Annotated in this window: 16 protein-coding genes and 1 pseudogene; 8 read left to right on the top strand and 9 right to left on the bottom strand. The window is 57.9% G+C overall.

The annotated features are described in order from the left end of the window. Positions 1-7: 7 nt before the first annotated feature. Positions 8-1,531 (bottom strand): adenylate/guanylate cyclase domain-containing protein, encoded by a 1,524-nt coding sequence (locus B4U49_RS08885; protein ID WP_158078585.1) that lies wholly within the window; start codon positions 1,529-1,531, stop codon positions 8-10. Positions 1,532-1,976: 445 nt separating this feature from the next. Between B4U49_RS08885 and B4U49_RS08890 the strand changes: the two genes are divergently transcribed. Genes B4U49_RS08890 through B4U49_RS08905 form a run of 4 tightly spaced genes read left to right on the top strand, consistent with a single transcriptional unit; the run spans position 1,977 to position 6,420 of the window. Further along, positions 1,977-2,798 (top strand): hypothetical protein, encoded by an 822-nt coding sequence (locus B4U49_RS08890; protein ID WP_078084239.1) that lies wholly within the window; start codon positions 1,977-1,979, stop codon positions 2,796-2,798. 33 nt (positions 2,799-2,831) lie between these two features. Next, a complete protein-coding gene (locus B4U49_RS08895) occupies positions 2,832-3,869 on the top strand; it encodes an extracellular solute-binding protein (RefSeq protein WP_078084241.1) in 1,038 nt (345 codons plus the stop codon). Beyond that, the gene (locus tag B4U49_RS08900) at positions 3,866-5,392 is read left to right on the top strand and encodes an ABC transporter permease (protein WP_078084242.1); all 1,527 of its coding nucleotides are present in this window, start codon (positions 3,866-3,868) and stop codon (positions 5,390-5,392) included. The genes B4U49_RS08895 and B4U49_RS08900 overlap by 4 nt, the downstream gene beginning before the upstream one ends. An 8-nt stretch (positions 5,393-5,400) precedes the next feature. Further along, positions 5,401-6,420 carry an ABC transporter ATP-binding protein gene (locus B4U49_RS08905; RefSeq protein ID WP_078084244.1) on the top strand — a complete coding sequence of 340 codons (1,020 nt, stop codon included), beginning with the start codon at positions 5,401-5,403 and terminating at the stop codon, positions 6,418-6,420. 529 nt (positions 6,421-6,949) lie between these two features. On the opposite strand, the gene B4U49_RS08910 is transcribed toward B4U49_RS08905, so the two are convergent. From B4U49_RS08910 to B4U49_RS08945, 8 genes are all read right to left on the bottom strand, one after another. Beyond that, positions 6,950-8,068, bottom strand: a complete 1,119-nt coding sequence (locus B4U49_RS08910) for an OmpA family protein (RefSeq protein ID WP_078084245.1) — start codon at positions 8,066-8,068, stop codon at positions 6,950-6,952. 349 nt (positions 8,069-8,417) lie between these two features. Next, positions 8,418-9,188 carry a TrmH family RNA methyltransferase gene (locus B4U49_RS08915; protein ID WP_078084246.1) on the bottom strand — a complete coding sequence of 257 codons (771 nt, stop codon included), beginning with the start codon at positions 9,186-9,188 and terminating at the stop codon, positions 8,418-8,420. Continuing rightward, positions 9,185-10,102 (bottom strand): Rossmann-like and DUF2520 domain-containing protein, encoded by a 918-nt coding sequence (locus B4U49_RS08920; RefSeq protein ID WP_078084247.1) that lies wholly within the window; start codon positions 10,100-10,102, stop codon positions 9,185-9,187. Before B4U49_RS08920 ends, B4U49_RS08915 begins: the two co-directional genes overlap by 4 nt. Further along, positions 10,103-10,858, bottom strand: coding sequence for a pyridoxine 5'-phosphate synthase (locus B4U49_RS08925; RefSeq protein ID WP_078084248.1), 756 nt, complete (start codon positions 10,856-10,858; stop codon positions 10,103-10,105). It abuts the gene before it with no gap. Beyond that, complete coding sequence (locus tag B4U49_RS08930; protein WP_078084249.1) at positions 10,855-11,526, bottom strand: peptidylprolyl isomerase; 672 nt, start codon at positions 11,524-11,526, stop codon at positions 10,855-10,857. Before B4U49_RS08930 ends, B4U49_RS08925 begins: the two co-directional genes overlap by 4 nt. 123 nt (positions 11,527-11,649) lie before the next feature. Continuing rightward, positions 11,650-12,333, bottom strand: a complete 684-nt coding sequence (locus B4U49_RS08935; RefSeq protein ID WP_078084254.1) for a TIGR04211 family SH3 domain-containing protein — start codon at positions 12,331-12,333, stop codon at positions 11,650-11,652. A 67-nt stretch (positions 12,334-12,400) separates the two neighbouring features. After that, positions 12,401-12,700: a YciI family protein gene (locus tag B4U49_RS08940; RefSeq protein WP_078084250.1), complete on the bottom strand. Its 300-nt coding sequence runs from the start codon at positions 12,698-12,700 to the stop codon at positions 12,401-12,403. A gap of 107 nt (positions 12,701-12,807) precedes the next feature. Continuing rightward, positions 12,808-13,584 carry a VC0807 family protein gene (locus B4U49_RS08945; protein ID WP_239692536.1) on the bottom strand — a complete coding sequence of 259 codons (777 nt, stop codon included), beginning with the start codon at positions 13,582-13,584 and terminating at the stop codon, positions 12,808-12,810. 365 nt (positions 13,585-13,949) lie between these two features. On the opposite strand from B4U49_RS08945, the gene B4U49_RS08950 reads away from it, so the two are divergent. The 4 genes and pseudogenes from B4U49_RS08950 to scpB form a co-directional block, all read left to right on the top strand. Beyond that, positions 13,950-14,873: a PHP domain-containing protein gene (locus tag B4U49_RS08950; protein WP_143735600.1), complete on the top strand. Its 924-nt coding sequence runs from the start codon at positions 13,950-13,952 to the stop codon at positions 14,871-14,873. Between the two features lie 37 nt (positions 14,874-14,910). Beyond that, positions 14,911-15,534, top strand: coding sequence for an L-threonylcarbamoyladenylate synthase (locus tag B4U49_RS08955; RefSeq protein WP_078084251.1), 624 nt, complete (start codon positions 14,911-14,913; stop codon positions 15,532-15,534). 114 nt (positions 15,535-15,648) lie between these two features. After that, positions 15,649-16,584, top strand: a pseudogene (locus B4U49_RS08960) (segregation and condensation protein A); the annotation flags it as partial. A 269-nt stretch (positions 16,585-16,853) separates the two neighbouring features. Beyond that, the coding region (scpB, locus tag B4U49_RS08965) for an SMC-Scp complex subunit ScpB (RefSeq protein WP_078084252.1) at positions 16,854-17,560 on the top strand (707 nt) is incomplete at its 3' end.

The raw sequence follows: 17,560 nt of genomic DNA on the forward strand, positions 1-17,560 counted from the left end.
CCGGCAATCACGCATGTTCGGCGGTCCGCTCGCTCTGTTGAGTGGTTCGTGTATTCAGTAATTTGTTCAGGTTGGCCCTGAGTTCAGGCTGGTAGTCGCGGTGTATGTCCTCGACAGAGTAAATACCCACCGGTGTGGATTTGCCGCGAATGGGTAACGTTTGGCCGGCCTGCGCGACGATGCGTGGCTTCAGCATGCTGTACAGCTGTTCTCTGATGATGATCTGGTCTGGCTGCGCCTCGCAGCACAAACGGGATGCCAGGTTGACCGCATCGCCGACCACGGTGTATTCCATTCGTTCTTCAGATCCGAGGTTACCCGCCAGCATCGCTCCGCAGTTTACACCGATGCGGAAGTGGATCTCTGGTCGACCGTCTGCGCGGCGCTCTTCATTTAATTGCGCCGCCATTTGCTGAATCAGCACTGCGCAGCTGACGGCATTAAAGGCATGGTCGGTGTCGTCTTCGAGCACGCCGAACACCAGCATCGCGCAATCGCCAATGAATTTATCGACGACCCCACCGTATAGGGAACAGGCGCGGGAGATAAAGGAGAAGTATTCGTTGAGTAACTCGGAAACCTGGCTGGGCTGCAGTTTTTCCGACATGGCAGTAAAACCGGTGATATCTGCGAACAGCACCGTAGCTTCAATGGGACGGTCAACAAGCCGGACTTCGTCCAGGTTCGCCAGCACCTTGTCGGCGACGTTTTTGGATACGTAGCGGGAGAAAACCTGTTCGACCTGGGACTTCTTCAGCAGCCCTGCCGCCATATTGTTGAATCCTTCAAATAAATAGCCGATTTCGTCATTGCGCTGCTGATCGATACGGATTGCCAGATCGCCGCGGTCGATGGCGCGGGTCGCTTCCATAAGGTGGTGAATTGGCAGCGACAGGCGCCGGCTCAGCCAGTAGGCCAACAAGGATGCCAGTACCGTCATGGCAAGGGTAGCGTAGATGATGGCATCGCGCGCCCGTACCGCGGCCTGATCCATCAGGGAGGCCGACAGGGTTACTACTACCGAACCTACCTGTACCCCCTGATAAGTCGCCGGGGCGATAAAGCTGATCATCCGCTCCCGGGACCCATCGGTCGCCTGCCGGAACCAGGGCAGGGAAGTGGCGCTGGTCGACTGGAAGTTGGGCTCAGCCAAGTCTGGCTGGATACCGGTGGTCGAAAGCGCGGCGCCATCGTGCCCGTAAATACCGGCACCGAGAATTTTTTCATCCAGCCCCAGGTTCGTAGTGAGCATGCGCAGATTCAGGCTGTTCTCAGACAGAATTGGCTCACTGGCCTGTTTGGCCAGTTGCAGTGCCATACTGCTGCCGAAATCGTGCAGCTGGGTACGGATCAGACGGTTCTGGTTGTCGCTGATAAACAGACCCAGACTCGCCATGCCCAGTACCAGCAGCAGCGTCATGACCAGTGCCAGCTTGAATGCAATCGGGACACGGCGAGGCAACAGTCGCGAAAAGCGAGACTGTAAACCGTCAGCAATGTGCCGCAAGGTGGCTTTGGTCTTTTTGATCAACAGGGCTCTCCATTCAGAGTCACTGGGTTTCGTCATCAGTGAGGGGATGGGGACTATACCAGCTATTGCGCAACTATTGACCGTCTCCATATATTGCGGTGCACTTTTACTGCACTCGAAATTGGGCTTGGATGGTCACAGCTTACTGTGCTTCATCGGGTTAACCGTTCCCCGCAACATATCCTCTAACACTGTGCGCAATGGATCTTCCCGTTGTTCTTTCTTTACCAATAGAGGCTTTATCAGCCACTAGAAAGCGGTACCAGAGATTGACCTGGCTTGTAGATAGCGCGCTCGGCGATTCATGTCGAAGCCGAGAATTTCCCGTAGAAGTTCGGTAAGATCCACCGCCGGCACACTTTACCTTTTATTACACCGGATTCGTTTGAGCTCGGGGTTGATAATAAGTATCATTTACCCGTCGTTTGAACACTGGGAATGTCATATGCAATCTATCTCATTAGTATCCTTGTTGCGGAAGCATCGCGGTCTGGCATTCGGCCTGTTTGCGATGCTGGCAGCCGGCCAGGTGTCTGCCAATGGCGCCATCGGTGATCATGTCAACGACCTCAAGGGGCACCTGGGGCAGTACTCTGAAGAAGTGAACTGGCTGGTGTCCAAGTACGATGAAGTTGTCGACACCTATGAGAAGCAGGGTAAGAAAGCGGCCAACTCCAATGTCATGGTGGAGTATTGGGAAGAGGTGGACTTCCACTCTGCCATCGAAACCAATTATGTGCCGGTATACGCGAATATCTGGCAGGGTATTTTTGGCGTTAAGCAGGCGATCGATGCCGATGCACCTATCGCCAAGGTACGCGAAGAGCAAACCAAGCTGAATCAGGCCCTGTGGCAGGCGCTGGGAGCGGTAAAGCTGGCTTCCCAGTATCAAGAGAAGGGCCTGCTGGCCAAGGTGCAGACCACAGAAGCAGAACCCACCTCCATGCCGGAGACCCTGGAAGACATCAAGCACCGGCTCGACCGGGTTGTGGCAAAATACGCAGAACAATTGCCGGAAGCCGCTACCTCCATTGTGCACGATACCTATTTGCACCGTTTTGAGGGTGTAGAGGGTGCTCTGATCGAGCAGGACGCTGCACTGGTAGAAGACCTGGAAAAAGACTTCAACGTAACCTTGCCGCAGGCGCTGGATGGAAAGTCCAGTGTGGATGACGTGCGCAAAGTTGTGGAATCCATGCAGGTCAAGCTGGATAAGGCCAAGTCGCTTCTCGAGGAAGCGGAGAAAAAACGCAAGGACGTTTTCTAAGTCTGAATGAAGACGTCACAGTAAGGACAATAAGTGCAGCGCAGAGCTTTTCTACATAATCTGGCAGCGGTTGGGGCCATCAGCTGCTTACCACTGTCAATCCAGCGAAGCCTTGCGGCGGAGGCCGGAACGGTCTCTGTCGATCAGTTGCCGCAGCTGGAAGGAGATATCACTCTCTACCTCGGAAGAGGTGAGGGTGGCCTTTACGAAAATGTGCTCGAAGCCATTCGCAAGCGCAATCCCAAATTGAACTTGCAGATCCGCCGCGGTTCCACTGCGGCGCTGGCCAACAGCATTGTGGCCGAGGCCAAGGCGGGTGTACGTCGTGCAGATGTGTTCTGGGCGGTAGATTCCGGCGCAATTGGCCTGGTCAGCGATGCTGGTCTGGCGCGGCCGCTGCCCGCTGACCTTGTCGGCCAGCTGAAACCCGGCTTCCAGTATCCTCAGTGGGCACCGGTTACCGGGCGCATTCGCACCCTGCCGTACAACACCGATCGCCTGACACCGGAGCAAATTCCCGACAGCGTGATGGCGCTGGCGGACAGCGACCTTGCTATCGGTTGGGCGCCGGCCTATGCCTCTTTCCAGTCATTCGTTACCGCAATGCGTCTGCTTGAAGGGGACAAGGCTACCGAAGAATGGTTGCGCGGGGTTAGTCGTCACGCTACCAGTTATGCCGGTGAGCTCGGTGTGGTGATGGCGGTGGAGCGCGGTGAGGTGGACCTGGGGTTTGCCAACCACTACTACACGTTGCGCCTGAAATCCGGCAAGCCGGATGCGAAAGTGGATCTAGCATTTACCAATAACGATGCCGGCTGCCTGGTGAATGCTTCGGGTATCGTGGCATTGTCAGAAGGTGATCTGCCGATCAACTTTATCCGCTACCTACTCACCCGGGAAGTGCAGTCATATCTCGCTTCCGAGGCATATGAAATCCCGTTGGTGGATGGCGTCAAGCCGCCCGCAGGTCTTCCTGCGCTCAGCGCTGTATCTCCCCCCAAAGTGGACCTGACGGAACTTGCTGACCTTCGCCCCACGCTCAATTTGATGCGTCGTGTCGGGGTCCTATGAGCCTCTGGCCCGGTTCAAGGTGGCCCGCATCCTATCCGCTGGCCCTGGTCATCGCGTTGCTGGCATTCGTGCCGGTGGGCGTGCTGGTGGGGCTCGCTTCTGACGGCGGCCAGCTATTCGATGCGCACAACCTGAAGGTTCTCAGCAACACCCTGTTGCTAATGCTGTTTACCGTGTTGGGTTCTGTTGCGATCGGAGTGCCGCTCGCGCTGATCACTGCTTACGTCCAGTTGCCGTGGCGCCGGCTGTGGCTCATTGTGCTTGCCGCTCCACTGGCCATTCCCAGCTATATCGGTGCTTTTACCCTGTATGCCGCTTTCGGGCGCGGTGGCGAGCTCCAGCAAATGCTGGGTGTGCCGATGCCTGCCGTCAACGGACTCGCCGGCGCCACTCTGGTGATGACCCTTTATTCATACCCGTTTGTGATGCTGACTACCCGGGCGTCTCTGTTGAGTCTGGATGCGAGCCTGGTCAACGCGGCGCGCACGCTCGGAATGACGATTGGCGCCAGTCTGTGGCGAGTGGTTTTGCCTCGCGTGGTGACGGGAATCGCTGCAGGGGCGCTACTGGTGGCCCTGTATACCCTGTCGGATTTCGGGACCCCGGCAATCATGCGCCTGGATACCTTTACCCGGGTGATTTTTGTTGAGTACAACGCATTCGGTCTCAGTCAGGCGGCAATGCTCTCGCTGCAGTTACTGGTAATTGTGGGGCTGGTTCTGTTTCTGGAGTCTCGGGTGCGCGGCAGCAAGGAAAAGCCGGGGCGTCACCTGACACTTTGGCCCTCCCGCGCACAGAAATGTTTGATGACCTTGGCGATAGCACCGGTAACACTGCTGGCCATTGTATTGCCGCTGCTGGTATTCGGGATCTGGCTGGTGCGTGAAGGTACTGCAGGTTTTGAATTTACCTACGCTTGGAATTCTGCCCACGCTTCTTTCCTCGCCGCCCTTGTGGCAGTGGTGCTGGCAATTCCGGTGGCGCATGCGGCGATCGCCGGCCGGGCCGGACGCTTTATGGAGCGCCTGACCTACTTTGGTTTTGGTGTGCCAGGTATCGTTATGGGCACGGCGCTGGTGTATGTGGGTTTGCAGCTGCCATTCCTGTATCAGACCCTGGGACTATTAGTGCTGGCATATGTGCTGCGTTTTCTGCCGCTCGCTGTTGGTTCCGTGCGCTCCACCGCGGAGGGGCTGGATCCCAGCCTGGTAAAAGCGGCGCGACTTTTGGGGGCCAGCCCGCGGGAGGCCTTCCAGCGAATCACGTTGCCGCTGACCCTGCGCGGTATGGTGGCCGGTGCGGCGCTTGTGTTTCTGGAGGCCATGCGGGAGTTGCCCGCTACCCTGATGCTCGGCCCCACCGGGTTTGAAACCCTGGCGACCTATCTGTGGCGGGTTTATGAAGCGGGCTATTTTGGTCGAGCGGCCATTCCTGGCCTGCTGCTGGTATTGATGTCTGCGTTGGGGCTCGCCCTGATGTTGTCCGGTGAGCGCCGGGCCGAATTTGATGTTACTGGGAAATAAGCGCAGCCATGCTGAAAGTAAGTAACCTGTCTGTTAATTACGGTTCCACCCGCGTCGTCAAGAACCTGAACCTCGCCCTGGGAGACGACGAAGTCCTGATGCTGGTCGGGCCTACGGGTTGTGGTAAGACCACGATTTTGCAGGCGCTGGCTGGTCTGATTCCAATTTCCGAGGGGGAAATACAGCTGGGTCCCTGGTGTTCGACAGCAAACAAGTCTGTGCCGCCGGAAAAGCGCAACGTGGGGATGGTGTTTCAGGATTTTGCCCTGTTTCCACACCTTACCGTGCAGCAGAATGTATGTTTCCGGCTTACTGATACTACGCTGGCTGATCACTGGCTGAAGCTGCTTGGTCTGGATAGCTTCCGTCACGTCAAACCGGCGAGCCTGTCGGGCGGGCAGAAACAGCGTGTAGCGCTGGCGCGTACGCTGGCGCATGAACCGGCCTTTGTGCTTCTGGATGAACCCCTGTCCAATCTGGACGCGGCGTTGAAGGACAGTCTGCGCTGGGAAATTCGCGAAGCGCTCAAGGCTGCGGGTATCCCCGCAATCTGGGTTACCCACGATCAGGAAGAGGCGCTCTCCATCGGAGATCGCGTGGGAATTCTGAATGCTGGTCAGCTGGAGCAGCTGGATACCCCCGAGCGTTGTTTTTCTGAGCCGGCCAGCCGGTTTGTGGCGCGCTTTCTCGGTGAGGCGAGTTTTCTGCCCGGGCAGCTTGAATTGGCGAGGGTGGAAACCGAATTGGGCCTGGCACCGGGTATCCCGATCGATAGCGCCAGCGGCGACGTCGATCTGCTGGTGCGACCGGATGACCTTTCCCTTATGCCCGCCGAAAGTGGAAATGGCGTTATCGACTGGGTCCGATATGAGGGCTGCTCGCGTCTCTACGCCGTAACTGTGGGCAGTGGTTCGCAGGTGCGTGTACGCACCAGCCACGAAGTGCACGCCGAGCCTGGAGATCGCGTCCAGCTGGGCATTATCACTACCCATCCTCTGGCTGCCTTTTCCCGCGCCGCACAGGCTTGAAAATCTGGTCTGACCAGGTTTCGGATAATTCCTCTTGTGATTGTATGGCGCGTTGATACAGGTGGTCGACGCGCTAAATTGGCTCCTTCGGCCATCCTTCCAGCAAACTGTGCTTCTCTGCTGTGCAAACCCCAATTTCCCGTTACTTATCCCGCATCCGGCGTCAATTTCAGTAGCCACAAAGGGCTAACAAGAAAAGCTTTCCACAGAGTAAGGTGAACGATTTAACGCATTCAGTTACAGCTGGAATTTGTCAATAGTGATTTGAAGTTGCCTGTAACCTGTTGATTTTCAAGCGAAAAACTATTTGGTTAAAATTTCCTCACAAAGTGGTTACAACGGTGTAATGCGGGCTGGCGGCGTTTTCCCGAGTGTTGTTAACAGACATATCCACAGATTCTGTGGATTGTGAATAAAAAAGCCGGCAAATGCCGGCTTTTGTGCTACCCGGTTATTTGACACGCCGGGGTGCTCGGGTTGATCGCGGCGGGAAGTGTATTGACCATCCTTTCACAACTGTCATACCGGATCAGCGGAAGGTCAGCTCGACCCTGCGATTTTGTGCGCGGCCCGCCTCTGTGGCGTTAGAGGCAACTGGCTGGGTTTCCCCATAGCCTTTCGCGGTAATCCGGCTGCCGCTGATGCCGCTTTGCACCAGATAGCGTCGCACGGATTCCGCGCGTTTTCCGGAGAGACGCAGGTTGTAGCCATCGTTGCCCTGGCTGTCGGTGTGTCCTGCGACCTCCACCTGGATATTGCTCTGGTCCCGCAGGGACTGCACCACACTGTTCAGGGAGGTCTTGGCCCTGGGGGTCAGTTTGTCGGAATTGAATTCAAACTGGATGTTTTCCAGGGTGATGGTCTGATCCGCCACCACGCAGCCAAATTCATCCACTTCCGCGCCGGGCAGGGTATTGGGGCAGCGGTCATTCTGGTCCAGCACGCCGTCGCCATCACTGTCCGTATTGATGATCTCCTGTTTGGGTTCCGGTGGCGGTGGGGCGACCACCGGGGTGGCCACGGGCGGGCAGCTTAGGGGAATACTGAGCCCGATACCGAATTGCCAGTCATTCATATCATCAGCGAAAAAATCGCGGAAATATCGGACCTCAGCGCGAACCTTGAGCCCGTGACGACCAATGGCTCCACTGGTAATACCTGCACCAAAGTTCACAAAAGCATTGGTTTCCTGGATGCCGTAATCGAATTTGGTGTTGTTATGGGAAACGCCGACACCACCCAGCAGGAAGGGAGAGTAACCGTTGCGACCGTTAAAGCTGTAAACGGCGTCCATACCAATACCTGAGAGCTCCAGGTCTCCTGTGGGTGAGAGTTCGCCGGTATACACATAGGGCGTGTTGGGCGGGGGAGTCGGTTGCGGCGGGTTTGCAAAGTTGTTGTAGTTGTCGTCCAGCATCGCACCGAAAACCTGCACTTCGGTAAACCAGTTTCCCTGGGTCTGCCAACCATAGGCAGCACGCATGCCTGCGCCCTGGCGCTCGGTGTTGCGATCTTCATCGACGCGGGTCAGAAACGGCATGATGTCGATATAGCGATCTTCCTGGGCCATCACCGGGGCGCTGGCTGCCATGGAGGCGATCAGCGCAATCCCCACGGTCATTTTTATCGGCTCGGGTGTGAAAGGCATAAGAGGCTTCCTTGTCTTGATGATCTTGTCTTTATGGTTCGTAGGCTCTGTCGTAGGAGCGATTGCAGAATTCGGGTTGCTGCCAGTGTTCTGGCAAATTGTTTCCGGATAAACCGCTGTGCTCAATTTATGACCGGATGCGGGATTACGGTTTATACCCGTTACTTATTAGTTGATCGCGGCGACTTTTCCAGTGTCTCGGCAGCTTGAAAGGAAATTATTGGCGTAAAACTGGTTTTTTTGCGTGTGTGACGCCAGATAGCGCTACAGGAAGGGGGGCTTGCGAGGTGCGTGCAATGCTGAGGTGCTCACCAACCCGCCAAAAGACGGGTTGTGTGTGAGCTGTCACTCAATACTGGTGGCGAAAACTGATCAGAGCTGCGGTGATGGCGACATTCAGGCTTTCCACGCCATTTTGCATGGGGATGCGCAGGCGGTGTGTGCAGGCTTTTGTCACTGCCGGGCTGACACCGTGGGTTTCATTGCCGAGCACGAACACTGTGGGAGTTTTGTCGTCAATGGTGCGCAATGTGTCCTTTGCGTGTGAAGACAGGGCGCAGACCCGCGTGCCCCGGTCGGCAAATTCCTGCAGTACCGGCGCGAGCTGGTCGCAGCGCAGTATGCGGGTCTTGAACAGGGTGCCCACGCTGGCCTTGATCACCAGCGGGTCGATCTGCGCGCAGCCCCTGCGCGGCAGAATAATTCCGTCGATACCGCCGGCACAGGCGGAGCGAATAATCATACCCAGATTTTGCGGGTTGGTGATGCCATCCAGTGCCAGCAGCTCAAAGGTCTTATCGCCGGGCTCGCGCAGAAAACCTTCCGCGGTACCGTAGTGGGGTAGTGCGAGATCCAGCGCCACGCCCTGATCCTGTCGCGCATTTTTGGATATGCGCGAAAGGCCTTTTCGGTCCCAATGGGCAATTTCAATATTACGTTCCGTTGCCAACTGTTCGATTCGGGAGGTCAGCTGATCCTTGCGGTTGCTGTCTGCCAGGTGCAGCTTGTGCACCGGCAGGCTGTGGTCTTCCAGTGCTTCCAGCACTGGCTTGCGCCCGTAAATGGTCAGAAGACTGTCAAAAAAAGCACGTTTTTTCAGGTATTCGGGGGAGTCGGTCACGGTTTCTGTTCGTTGAAAAGTATGTGGAGTTTTTGCGCGCTGGTTGCGTCCAGTCCGGTTTGCCGGGCCAGCGGTAGGCCGGCATCACCGAGCGTGCGGTAGACCATCGCCAGCGAGGGGTGCGCGGGATCCTGTTCTGCACCGGCGAGCGCTGAAAGCGCTTCCAGTTGGCGGGTCACGGTGCGGATATCTCCGCGCGCCAGGGGGCCAGTCAGCGCTTTTTGCGGCCCGAGGTCAAAATTATTTTTTGCCGTTTGCATCACGATTGGCGCGAGCAGTTTGCGCGCGGTGCGCCCGTCGATACCAGCCGCGGCAAATGTCTGTAGGCTGAGATCCATCAGTACGGTGAGATAGTTGCAGGCCATCACCGAGCCGGTGTGGTACAGCACCTTTTGCTCGGGGCTCAGTGTAATGCAGGTGCAGTCCACCGCGGTGAAAGCGTTGTTCAGAAGCGCGCGGGCAGTAGCATCACCTTCCAGGGCGACCACTGAGCCCGGCAGGTCGTCAAGTGAACGCAGTGGCTCGGCAAAGCTGTGCACCGGGTGTGCACTGGCGAGAGCTGCGCTGGAGCATGCTGAGAGTGCACTGGCTGGTAACGCACCACTGCAATGAAATACCACGGGAGCGGAATGCGTGGCGGTCTGATGTGCACAGTGGGATTGAAAGTGTGCGGCCAGCGCTGCGGCGGTGGCCTCGATGGCGTCGTCGGCGACAGCCACCAGCCAGCAATCTGCCGGGCCCATGGAGGGGATATCGGCAGATGCTGTGCCGGCACCGATAAAAGCTGTGGCCTCAGCGGCACTGGCGAGGCTCCGGTTGCAGATACTGCCTATCCGGAAAACCCCGCGCTCGGACCACAATCGCGCGAGGGTGCGGCCGAGTTTGCCGGCGCCAATGATGTTCAGTGTGAGCAACTACTTGCCCGCCAGGCAATTGACGTAAGCTGCTACCGCATCCGCGAGCCCCATACTGATGGCATCCACAGTTAGCGCGTGGCCAATGGATACCTCCTGCAGGCCGGGCAGGGTGCGGTAGCGGGGCAGGTTGATCAAATTGAGGTCGTGCCCGGCATTGATCCCGAGGCCCAGGTGCAGGGCGTGTTCGGCGGCGGCGCAGTGGGCGGCAAAAATACGTTCGAGGTCGCCACTTTGGCGCGCGACGGCTTCCGCATAAGGGCCGGTATACAGTTCGATACGATCCGCGCCGACGTCCTTGGCGAGACCGATCTGGGTTTTATCCGGGTCCATAAACAGACTGACGCGAATGCCCGCATCCCGCAGCTGTTGGATGATCGGCTCCAGGCGAGCGCCGTCCTTGTTCAGGTCGAAGCCGTGGTCGGAGGTGAGCTGATCATTGCTGTCGGGTACCAGGGTACACTGCTGTGGTTTGGTCTCCAGCACCAGAGGCAGCAGACCGGGGTAGCTGCCCATGGGACCGGCGAAGGGATTGCCTTCCACATTGAATTCGATGTTGCGCGATGCACATAGCGCCGACAGGTCGCGCACATCGTGGGGGCGAATATGGCGCTGATCCGGGCGCGGGTGCACTGTGATGCCATCTGCTCCGGCGTCCAGGCAGGTGCGTGCGTGGGCAACCACATCCGGGTAGTTGCCTTCGCGGGAGTTGCGAATCAGGGCGATCTTGTTGAGATTGACGCTGAGTGCAATCACTGGCTTTTGCCTCCGGTGGCGTTGGTTTGCTGATTGGCCGGGTTGTTGTCCTGGCGGTCGATTTCGGTGTCTGGCTGCGAACTGCTATCGGGGCCGCTGTCTTTGCGCGTGGCCTTCAGTATACGCACGGGTGTGTTGGGTGCATCGCGAAAGGCCTTGTGTTGGCCGCGCGGTTCCGCGGCAATCTGCTGTACGACGCTCATTCCCAGCAGGACTTTGCCAAATACTGTGTAACCGGGCTTATCGGTACTGCCATTCAGGCGGCTGTTGTCTACCAGGTTGATAAAGAATTGCGATGTCGCGCTGTTTGGTTCGCTGGTACGCGCCATGGCAATGGTGCCGCGTTCATTGGAGAGGCCGTTATCGGACTCATTTACTACCGGGTCGTTGGTGTTCTTTTCCTGGAAATCGAAAGTGAAGCCACCGCCCTGGGCCATAAAGCCCGGGATTACGCGGTGAAAAATTGTGCCGTTGTAAAAGCCGCTATCCACATAGTTAAGAAAGTTCTTCACGGTTTCAGGTGCCTTGTCGGCATACAGTACCAGCTCAATGGTGCCCAGGTCGGTTTCCAGTTCTACCCGCGGATTATTGGTAATCGCCAGGGCGAGGCCGGAAAAGCACACCAGAGTGGCGGCGATGAAAGCACGGAACACGGTGGAGATCTTCATGCAGTAGTCACTTGTTTTGGTTCTTCGGTAACTGACACCGGAAATAAAAAAGCCCGGTCGGTGACCGGGCTTTGTGAGCCGGTTATGAAATTCTAACCGCTGCTCAGTGGTGTGGGAAAGCCGTTAGTTGGCCCACCCCGTGTTGCGTTTACGTGGCTTGAGGTGCGGTATGACCATCGCGAGGATGGCACCCATCAGCACCGAGATGGCCCCGTACATGTACCACTTTTGGGTTTCGCTGTTGGAGAGGCGCTGGATTTCCGCCTGGTTCATCGATTGTTTCTGCTTCAGCAGCTCGTGCTGGTTGAGCAGTTTCTGGTGGCGTTGGCTTAGTGCAACGGCGTCGGCAGACAGGGACTTGAGCTCCTTGAGCTCCTTGGCCAGGGTGTCCGCGCGTTCCTTTTCGGCTTTCAGTGCAACGCTCAGCTTGCCATTGTCTTCTTCGAGTCTGCGCACTTCACCGCCCAGGTTGCCCTGCAGGCTCTCGATATGCTCCAGGCGTGCTTCCGCCTGAGCCAGCTTGATTTTTGCTACTGGCTCGGCTTCCAGATATTGGCGACGTATCCAGCCCTCTTCTCCGCCCGGGGTGCGTACCTGGGCCCAGCCGGTATCCGGGGAATCCTGCAGCAGGGTAAGTTTGGTGCCGCTGGGAAGGCCGCGGTGCAGAATGCGGAATTCATTGCCCTGGCCCGAGCGCATCGGAACATGGAGCTCGTCGGTGATGTAGCGTTCAGAGCTGATGGCCTGGCTGTGGCTTGTGCCGAGTGCAATCAGGCCGGCGGCGACGGTGTGCAAAAACTTTTTCATGGTCTGGAACAAATCGGGTACTGATGTACTGTTATCGTGACTGATGTCTGCAATCTGGCTCTGTCGATCAGGGCAGAACCAGCTTGTAGGGCTTTACGGTTACCGCGGCGTAAACACCGGCTTCCACATAAGGGTCGGCATCTGCCCACACCTTGGCTTCCTCGAGAGATGCAAATTCAGCAACTACGAGGCTGCCGGAAAAACCGGCTTCACCCGGGTCTTCACTGTCGATGGCTGGGTGCGGGCCGGCGATCAGTAGGCGTCCCTGGTCCTTGAGCGTGTTCAGGCGCGCAATGTGTTGCGGGCGAGCAGACTGGCGCAGGGGCAGGCTATTTTCGACGTCTTGGCTGATAATGGCGTACCACATAATGAATTTCTGTTTCCTGAGTTCCGTTTTTATAAATTCGGTTTTTATGCCGCAGATTAATGCTCGACATCACCCGATGTTGTTGTCCTGAAACGATGTCGCAGCGGTCACTGCTGCACCAGAATCTCTTCCAGCTTGAGCCCCGTCAGTTTGCCGATGCGGCGAAACAGGAATACCAGCACCAGCATCAGGATAATGGTCGCTGGCAGGGCGATTACCGGAAAGCTGAGTGCGGTCATTTTACCCAGCTCCTCATTGAACGCTTCGGTCCCTGGAGGGCTTTTCAGCAGCACCTCGGCAAGGATGTAGTTCAATGTGGATGAAAGAAAAAAGGAACCGGCAATCATCCAGGAAGCCTGCTGCAATGTGCGCTCAAAAGCCGATGCGTTGCCATTGGAACTCAGGGTACGGGCAATCTTGCCTGTGTCGAGAATGCGATCGTTGTAAATCAGGGTACGAACCAGCGGCCAGCGGGTATAGAGGCTGGCAATGGTGGCGATGCCGAGCAGACCGGGAATGGCTGCTTCTTTTATTGCAATATATTTCGCATCCAGCTCGAGCAGGCTCATGCTGCCGGTGAGCAGGATGCTGATGATGCCGAGTGCGGAAAAGAAGTTGACCTTGCCGGAGCGTTGCAGGTCGCGCAGGCCATATCCGAGGGGGAACGCCAGAGCCACCACGATCGCCCACTTGGTGCCGAGCCAGTTGTCGCCGGACAACTTGGTAAGGATCAGGGTGGGGATGACAATATTGAGTAGCAGGTTGGCCAGCAGGCTCTCTTTCTGAGGTGCCTGCTGGTTAGTATCTGCTTGCCGCGGAGCTTCTGTCGGATCCGCGGCGGTGCCCGCCTGAGGGGCTGCATTGCTGTGATTACTATCGGTCATGGTCTGTTCCGGTGATAATGCCCGCTGGCTGACTGTACAGCTGTCAGTGGCGATAGTGGATCCCCGTTCGCGGGGCCTTATCCCTGAAACCGGTGAGCCGGTCTGGTGCGTCGCGGCATGTCATCTTGCCATGCCATGGGGTGCCGAGTACCACAGTACTGGGCAGCTCGCTCAAGCCGCATTAGATATGTGACGGCAATCCGGCGGGAAAGTTCCTTTCCGTACGGATTCCATGTCAGTTAGCTTGAAGCGATGACCGGGATCAATGCCAACTTCCCGGTGTAAGCCAAAACGGCTGTTCTATACATTACGCACTATCCAGAACACGGTTTTAAAACCAGCGGTAACCAAAATGAACACAGAGTATGGACCCTGAAAATTCCCTTGGTCGCCCTTTGCTGACTGAGCAAGCGCTGTCTGGTCAAATCGACCTGCACTGCCATAGTACCGCGTCCGACGGTATTTTAAGCCCTACGGCGCTGGTGTCGAGGGCCAAATCGGCGGGTGTGACACTGTTGGCGCTCACAGACCACGACACCGTAGCGGGAATTGACGAGGCGGAGGCCGAGGCGCGGGTGCAGGAATTGACCCTGTTACCGGGCATTGAGCTGACGGCTCTCTGGGGGCGGCGGGTGGTACACATCGTCGGGCTGAATGTTGACCGGCGGGCCGCGGCACTTGTCCAGGCCATCGGCCGGCGGGACCAGTTGCGTCGGGAGCGTGCACAGCAGATCGCCGAACGGCTGGAAAAGCGTGGTTTTGCGGGCGCGCTTGCCGGCGCCCAGATGTTGGCCGGAGAGGGGGTGATCGGGCGGCCGCATTTTGCCCGCTGGATGGTTGAGGCTGGACATGTCAGTGACAGCGGCAAGGCCTTCAAGCGGTATCTGGGAGCGGGCAAGATCGGTGATGTCACTGTGCCCTGGCCGGATATGGTGGAAACCGTCGCCGCGATCCGCGGCGCCGGCGGTGCTGCGGTACTGGCGCACCCCCTCAAATACGGGCTGACCCGCACCAAACTGCGGGCCCTGCTGGTGGATTTTTGCGCCGCCGCAGGAGATGCCGTGGAGGTGGTGTGCGGACAGCAGAATCCGGTTCAGACTCGGGAGATTCTCGGCCTGCTGGATCAAGCGGCGGCGTCAGACGGGGAGTCCGGCCGCTTGCTGGCCTCCCTTGGCAGCGATTTTCACCAGCCCGACCAGCCGTGGCGGGCACTGGGCTGTGTGCGCCTGCCAGCGGGCGTCGAGCCAGTCTGGAATCTGTGGCAAACTGGCGCCGATCAGGTTCAATAGTTTTGTGTCTTTTATGCATAGTCTTCAGGGGGTAGAAGTGGCGCAGTTCTTCCAGATACATCCGGAAAATCCTCAGGCTCGTCTGGTCACCCAGGCGGCGGATATTGTTTCCTCCGGCGGTGTGATCGTGTTTCCTACGGACTCCGCCTACGCCATCGGCTGCCGGCTGGGCGACAAGGTGGCTGTTGAGCGCATTAGAGCCCTGCGCCAGCTGGACAAGGACCACAACTTCACCCTGATGTGTCGGGACCTCTCGGAGCTCGCCAGCTACGCCAAGGTGGACAACCAGATGTTCCGCCTTTTGAAAAACCACACTCCGGGTCCGTATACCTTTATCATGCCGGCCACGTCCGAGGTGCCGCGCCGACTGTTGCATCCCAAGCGCAAGACCATCGGCCTGCGGGTGCCGGATAACGCCATCGTGCAGAGCCTGATCTCCACCCTTGGCGAGCCGTTGATGAGCTGCAGCCTGATCATGCCCGGCGAGGAGCAGCCCCTCACCGATCCCTACGATATTCGCGATACCCTCGAGCATCAGGTCGAACTGGTGATCGACGGGGGTTTCTGTGGCCTCGAGGCCACCACCGTGGTGGACCTGACCGGAGATGAAGCGGTTCTGGTGCGTCAGGGTTGCGGTGCGATTGATGAAATTCTCGGCTGACACTGATGTATAATCGCCCGTTTGGTTGTGCCGAAGGACTGCAGTGTGTCCAGTGACGAAATAGAAGATGCGATCGCGGTCGCCCCCGGTGAAGCCGGCGGGGCGAGGCAGTCTGTGGCCGATCCAGACACTGGTGCCGAGGCCGCTACGCCACCGGTGGACGCCGTCGAAGCCGCTGCCGCGGAAGTAGATGCTGTGTTGAATGCCGAGGCTGAAGATACCGCGCAGGTTGCCGATTCCGGTGACCGGGCTGGTAGTACCGGCCCCCGCCAGGGAGAAATGCCCTTTGCGATGGTTGAGGGCAAAGCGTTTACCGACCTGCCCAGCGACCTGTATATCCCGCCGGATGCACTGGAAGTTATTCTCGAGGCCTTCGAAGGTCCTCTGGACTTGCTGCTCTACCTGATCCGCCGTCAGAACCTCGATATTCTCGAGATTAATGTCGCCGATATCACCCGCCAGTACATGACGTATGTAGAGATGATGAGCGCGATACGCTTCGAGCTGGCGGCGGAATATCTGGTAATGGCTGCGATGCTGGCCGAGATCAAGTCGCGCATGCTGCTGCCGCGCCCGCCGGAGGCCGAGGAAGAAGAAGGTGAAGATCCGCGCGCAGCATTGATTCGCCGTCTGCAGGAATACGAGCGTTTCAAGACAGCGGCGGAAGATATGGACGAGCTGCCTCGTGTGGGACGCGAGATCCACCAGGCCAGTGCAACCGGTCCGGATCGAAAGCTCACGCGTCCGGAGCCGGAAGTTGACCTGAAAGAAGTGCTTGTTGCGCTGGCGGATGTACTGCGCCGCGCCGACATGTTCGAAAGTCATCAGGTGGAGAAGGAAAAGCTCTCTACCCGCGAGCGCATGACCCAGGTGCTGGATAAGATCCGCCACCGTCAGTTTGTGCCTTTTGTCAGCCTGTTCCGTGCAGAGGAGGGCCGCCTTGGGGTGGTTGTCACTTTCCTGGCGGTGATGGAACTGGTCAAGGAGTCACTGCTGGAGCTGGTGCAGAACGAATCCTTCGGCCCTATTCACGTGCGTGCCCGCGGCGAGGTAGAGGAGCCTGCCGATGACGAGCCGGGAGAGGATGAAAGCGACATGTCTGACGACGTCGCGGACGCCCTGGACTCGGAAGACTGTGTTACTGAAGAGCCTGTTTCTGAGGAGATTGCCGAGGACGGCTTTGATTCGGCCGATGAGCCGGCTGTACAGGGCGAGGATGTTGCTGAAGTGAGCGACCCCGAGCCCGACAGCGAACAAGAACCCGATGCTGAAGCGACATCCCCGTCGCTGTTCAGCTGATAGCAAGTGAACGCCATTCAATGAGTATTGCCCCGGAATTATTGCGCCGGATCGTGGAAGGCGCTCTGCTGGCAGCGGCACAACCGCTGTCGGAAGATCGTCTGCTGTCCCTGATCGATGAGGGCGAACGCCCCGAAAAAGCGGTTCTGCGCGAGGCCCTTGAACAAATCGCGGAAAGCTGCGCCGAGCGCGGTTTTGAACTCAAACAGGTCGCCAGCGGTTGGCGCTTTCAGGTGCCTGAAGACCTGGCTCCCTGGGTGAACAAACTGTGGGAAGAGAAACCGCAGAAATATTCCCGCGCCACCCTCGAGACCCTAGCGATCATCGCCTATCGCCAGCCGATAACCCGCGGCGATATCGAGGAAATTCGCGGGGTTGCGGTGAGTTCCCATATTGTGAAAAGCCTGTCCGAGCGCGGCTGGATCAAGGTGGTGGGGCATCGCGATGTGCCGGGTAAACCGGCGCTGTATGCAACCACCCGTGAGTTCCTCGACTACTTCAACCTCAAGAGCCTGGATGATCTGCCGACCCTGGCGGAGATCCGGGATATCGAAAGCCTCAATGCAGCGCTGGATCTCGGCGAGGGCAGTGCGCCGGCGCAGGCCGACAGTGAGGTTGACGCCGATGTGGAAACTGCCGCAGATGGCGACGCACCACAAGTGTCTGCAGATGATGCAGACGAAGAAGGTGCCGACGATACTATTGCCGAAGCCGAAGCCGAAGCCGA

Origin of the sequence: Microbulbifer mangrovi (assembly GCF_002009015.1) — a bacterium.
GTDB classification, from domain to species: Bacteria; Pseudomonadota; Gammaproteobacteria; order Pseudomonadales; family Cellvibrionaceae; genus Microbulbifer; species Microbulbifer mangrovi.

Bases quoted from the DNA above. Each gene is read 5' to 3' on its own strand.
- B4U49_RS08890 (WP_078084239.1), top strand. From the start codon at position 1,977: ATGCAATCTATCTCATTAGTATCCTTGTTGCGGAAGCATCGCGGTCTG.
- B4U49_RS08900 (WP_078084242.1), top strand. From the start codon at position 3,866: ATGAGCCTCTGGCCCGGTTCAAGGTGGCCCGCATCCTATCCGCTGGCC.
- B4U49_RS08905 (WP_078084244.1), top strand. From the start codon at position 5,401: ATGCTGAAAGTAAGTAACCTGTCTGTTAATTACGGTTCCACCCGCGTC.
- B4U49_RS08910 (WP_078084245.1), bottom strand. From the start codon at position 8,068: ATGCCTTTCACACCCGAGCCGATAAAAATGACCGTGGGGATTGCGCTG.
- B4U49_RS08930 (WP_078084249.1), bottom strand. From the start codon at position 11,526: ATGAAGATCTCCACCGTGTTCCGTGCTTTCATCGCCGCCACTCTGGTG.
- B4U49_RS08935 (WP_078084254.1), bottom strand. From the start codon at position 12,333: ATGAAAAAGTTTTTGCACACCGTCGCCGCCGGCCTGATTGCACTCGGC.
- B4U49_RS08940 (WP_078084250.1), bottom strand. From the start codon at position 12,700: ATGTGGTACGCCATTATCAGCCAAGACGTCGAAAATAGCCTGCCCCTG.
- B4U49_RS08945 (WP_239692536.1), bottom strand. From the start codon at position 13,584: ATGACCGATAGTAATCACAGCAATGCAGCCCCTCAGGCGGGCACCGCC.
- B4U49_RS08950 (WP_143735600.1), top strand. From the start codon at position 13,950: ATGGACCCTGAAAATTCCCTTGGTCGCCCTTTGCTGACTGAGCAAGCG.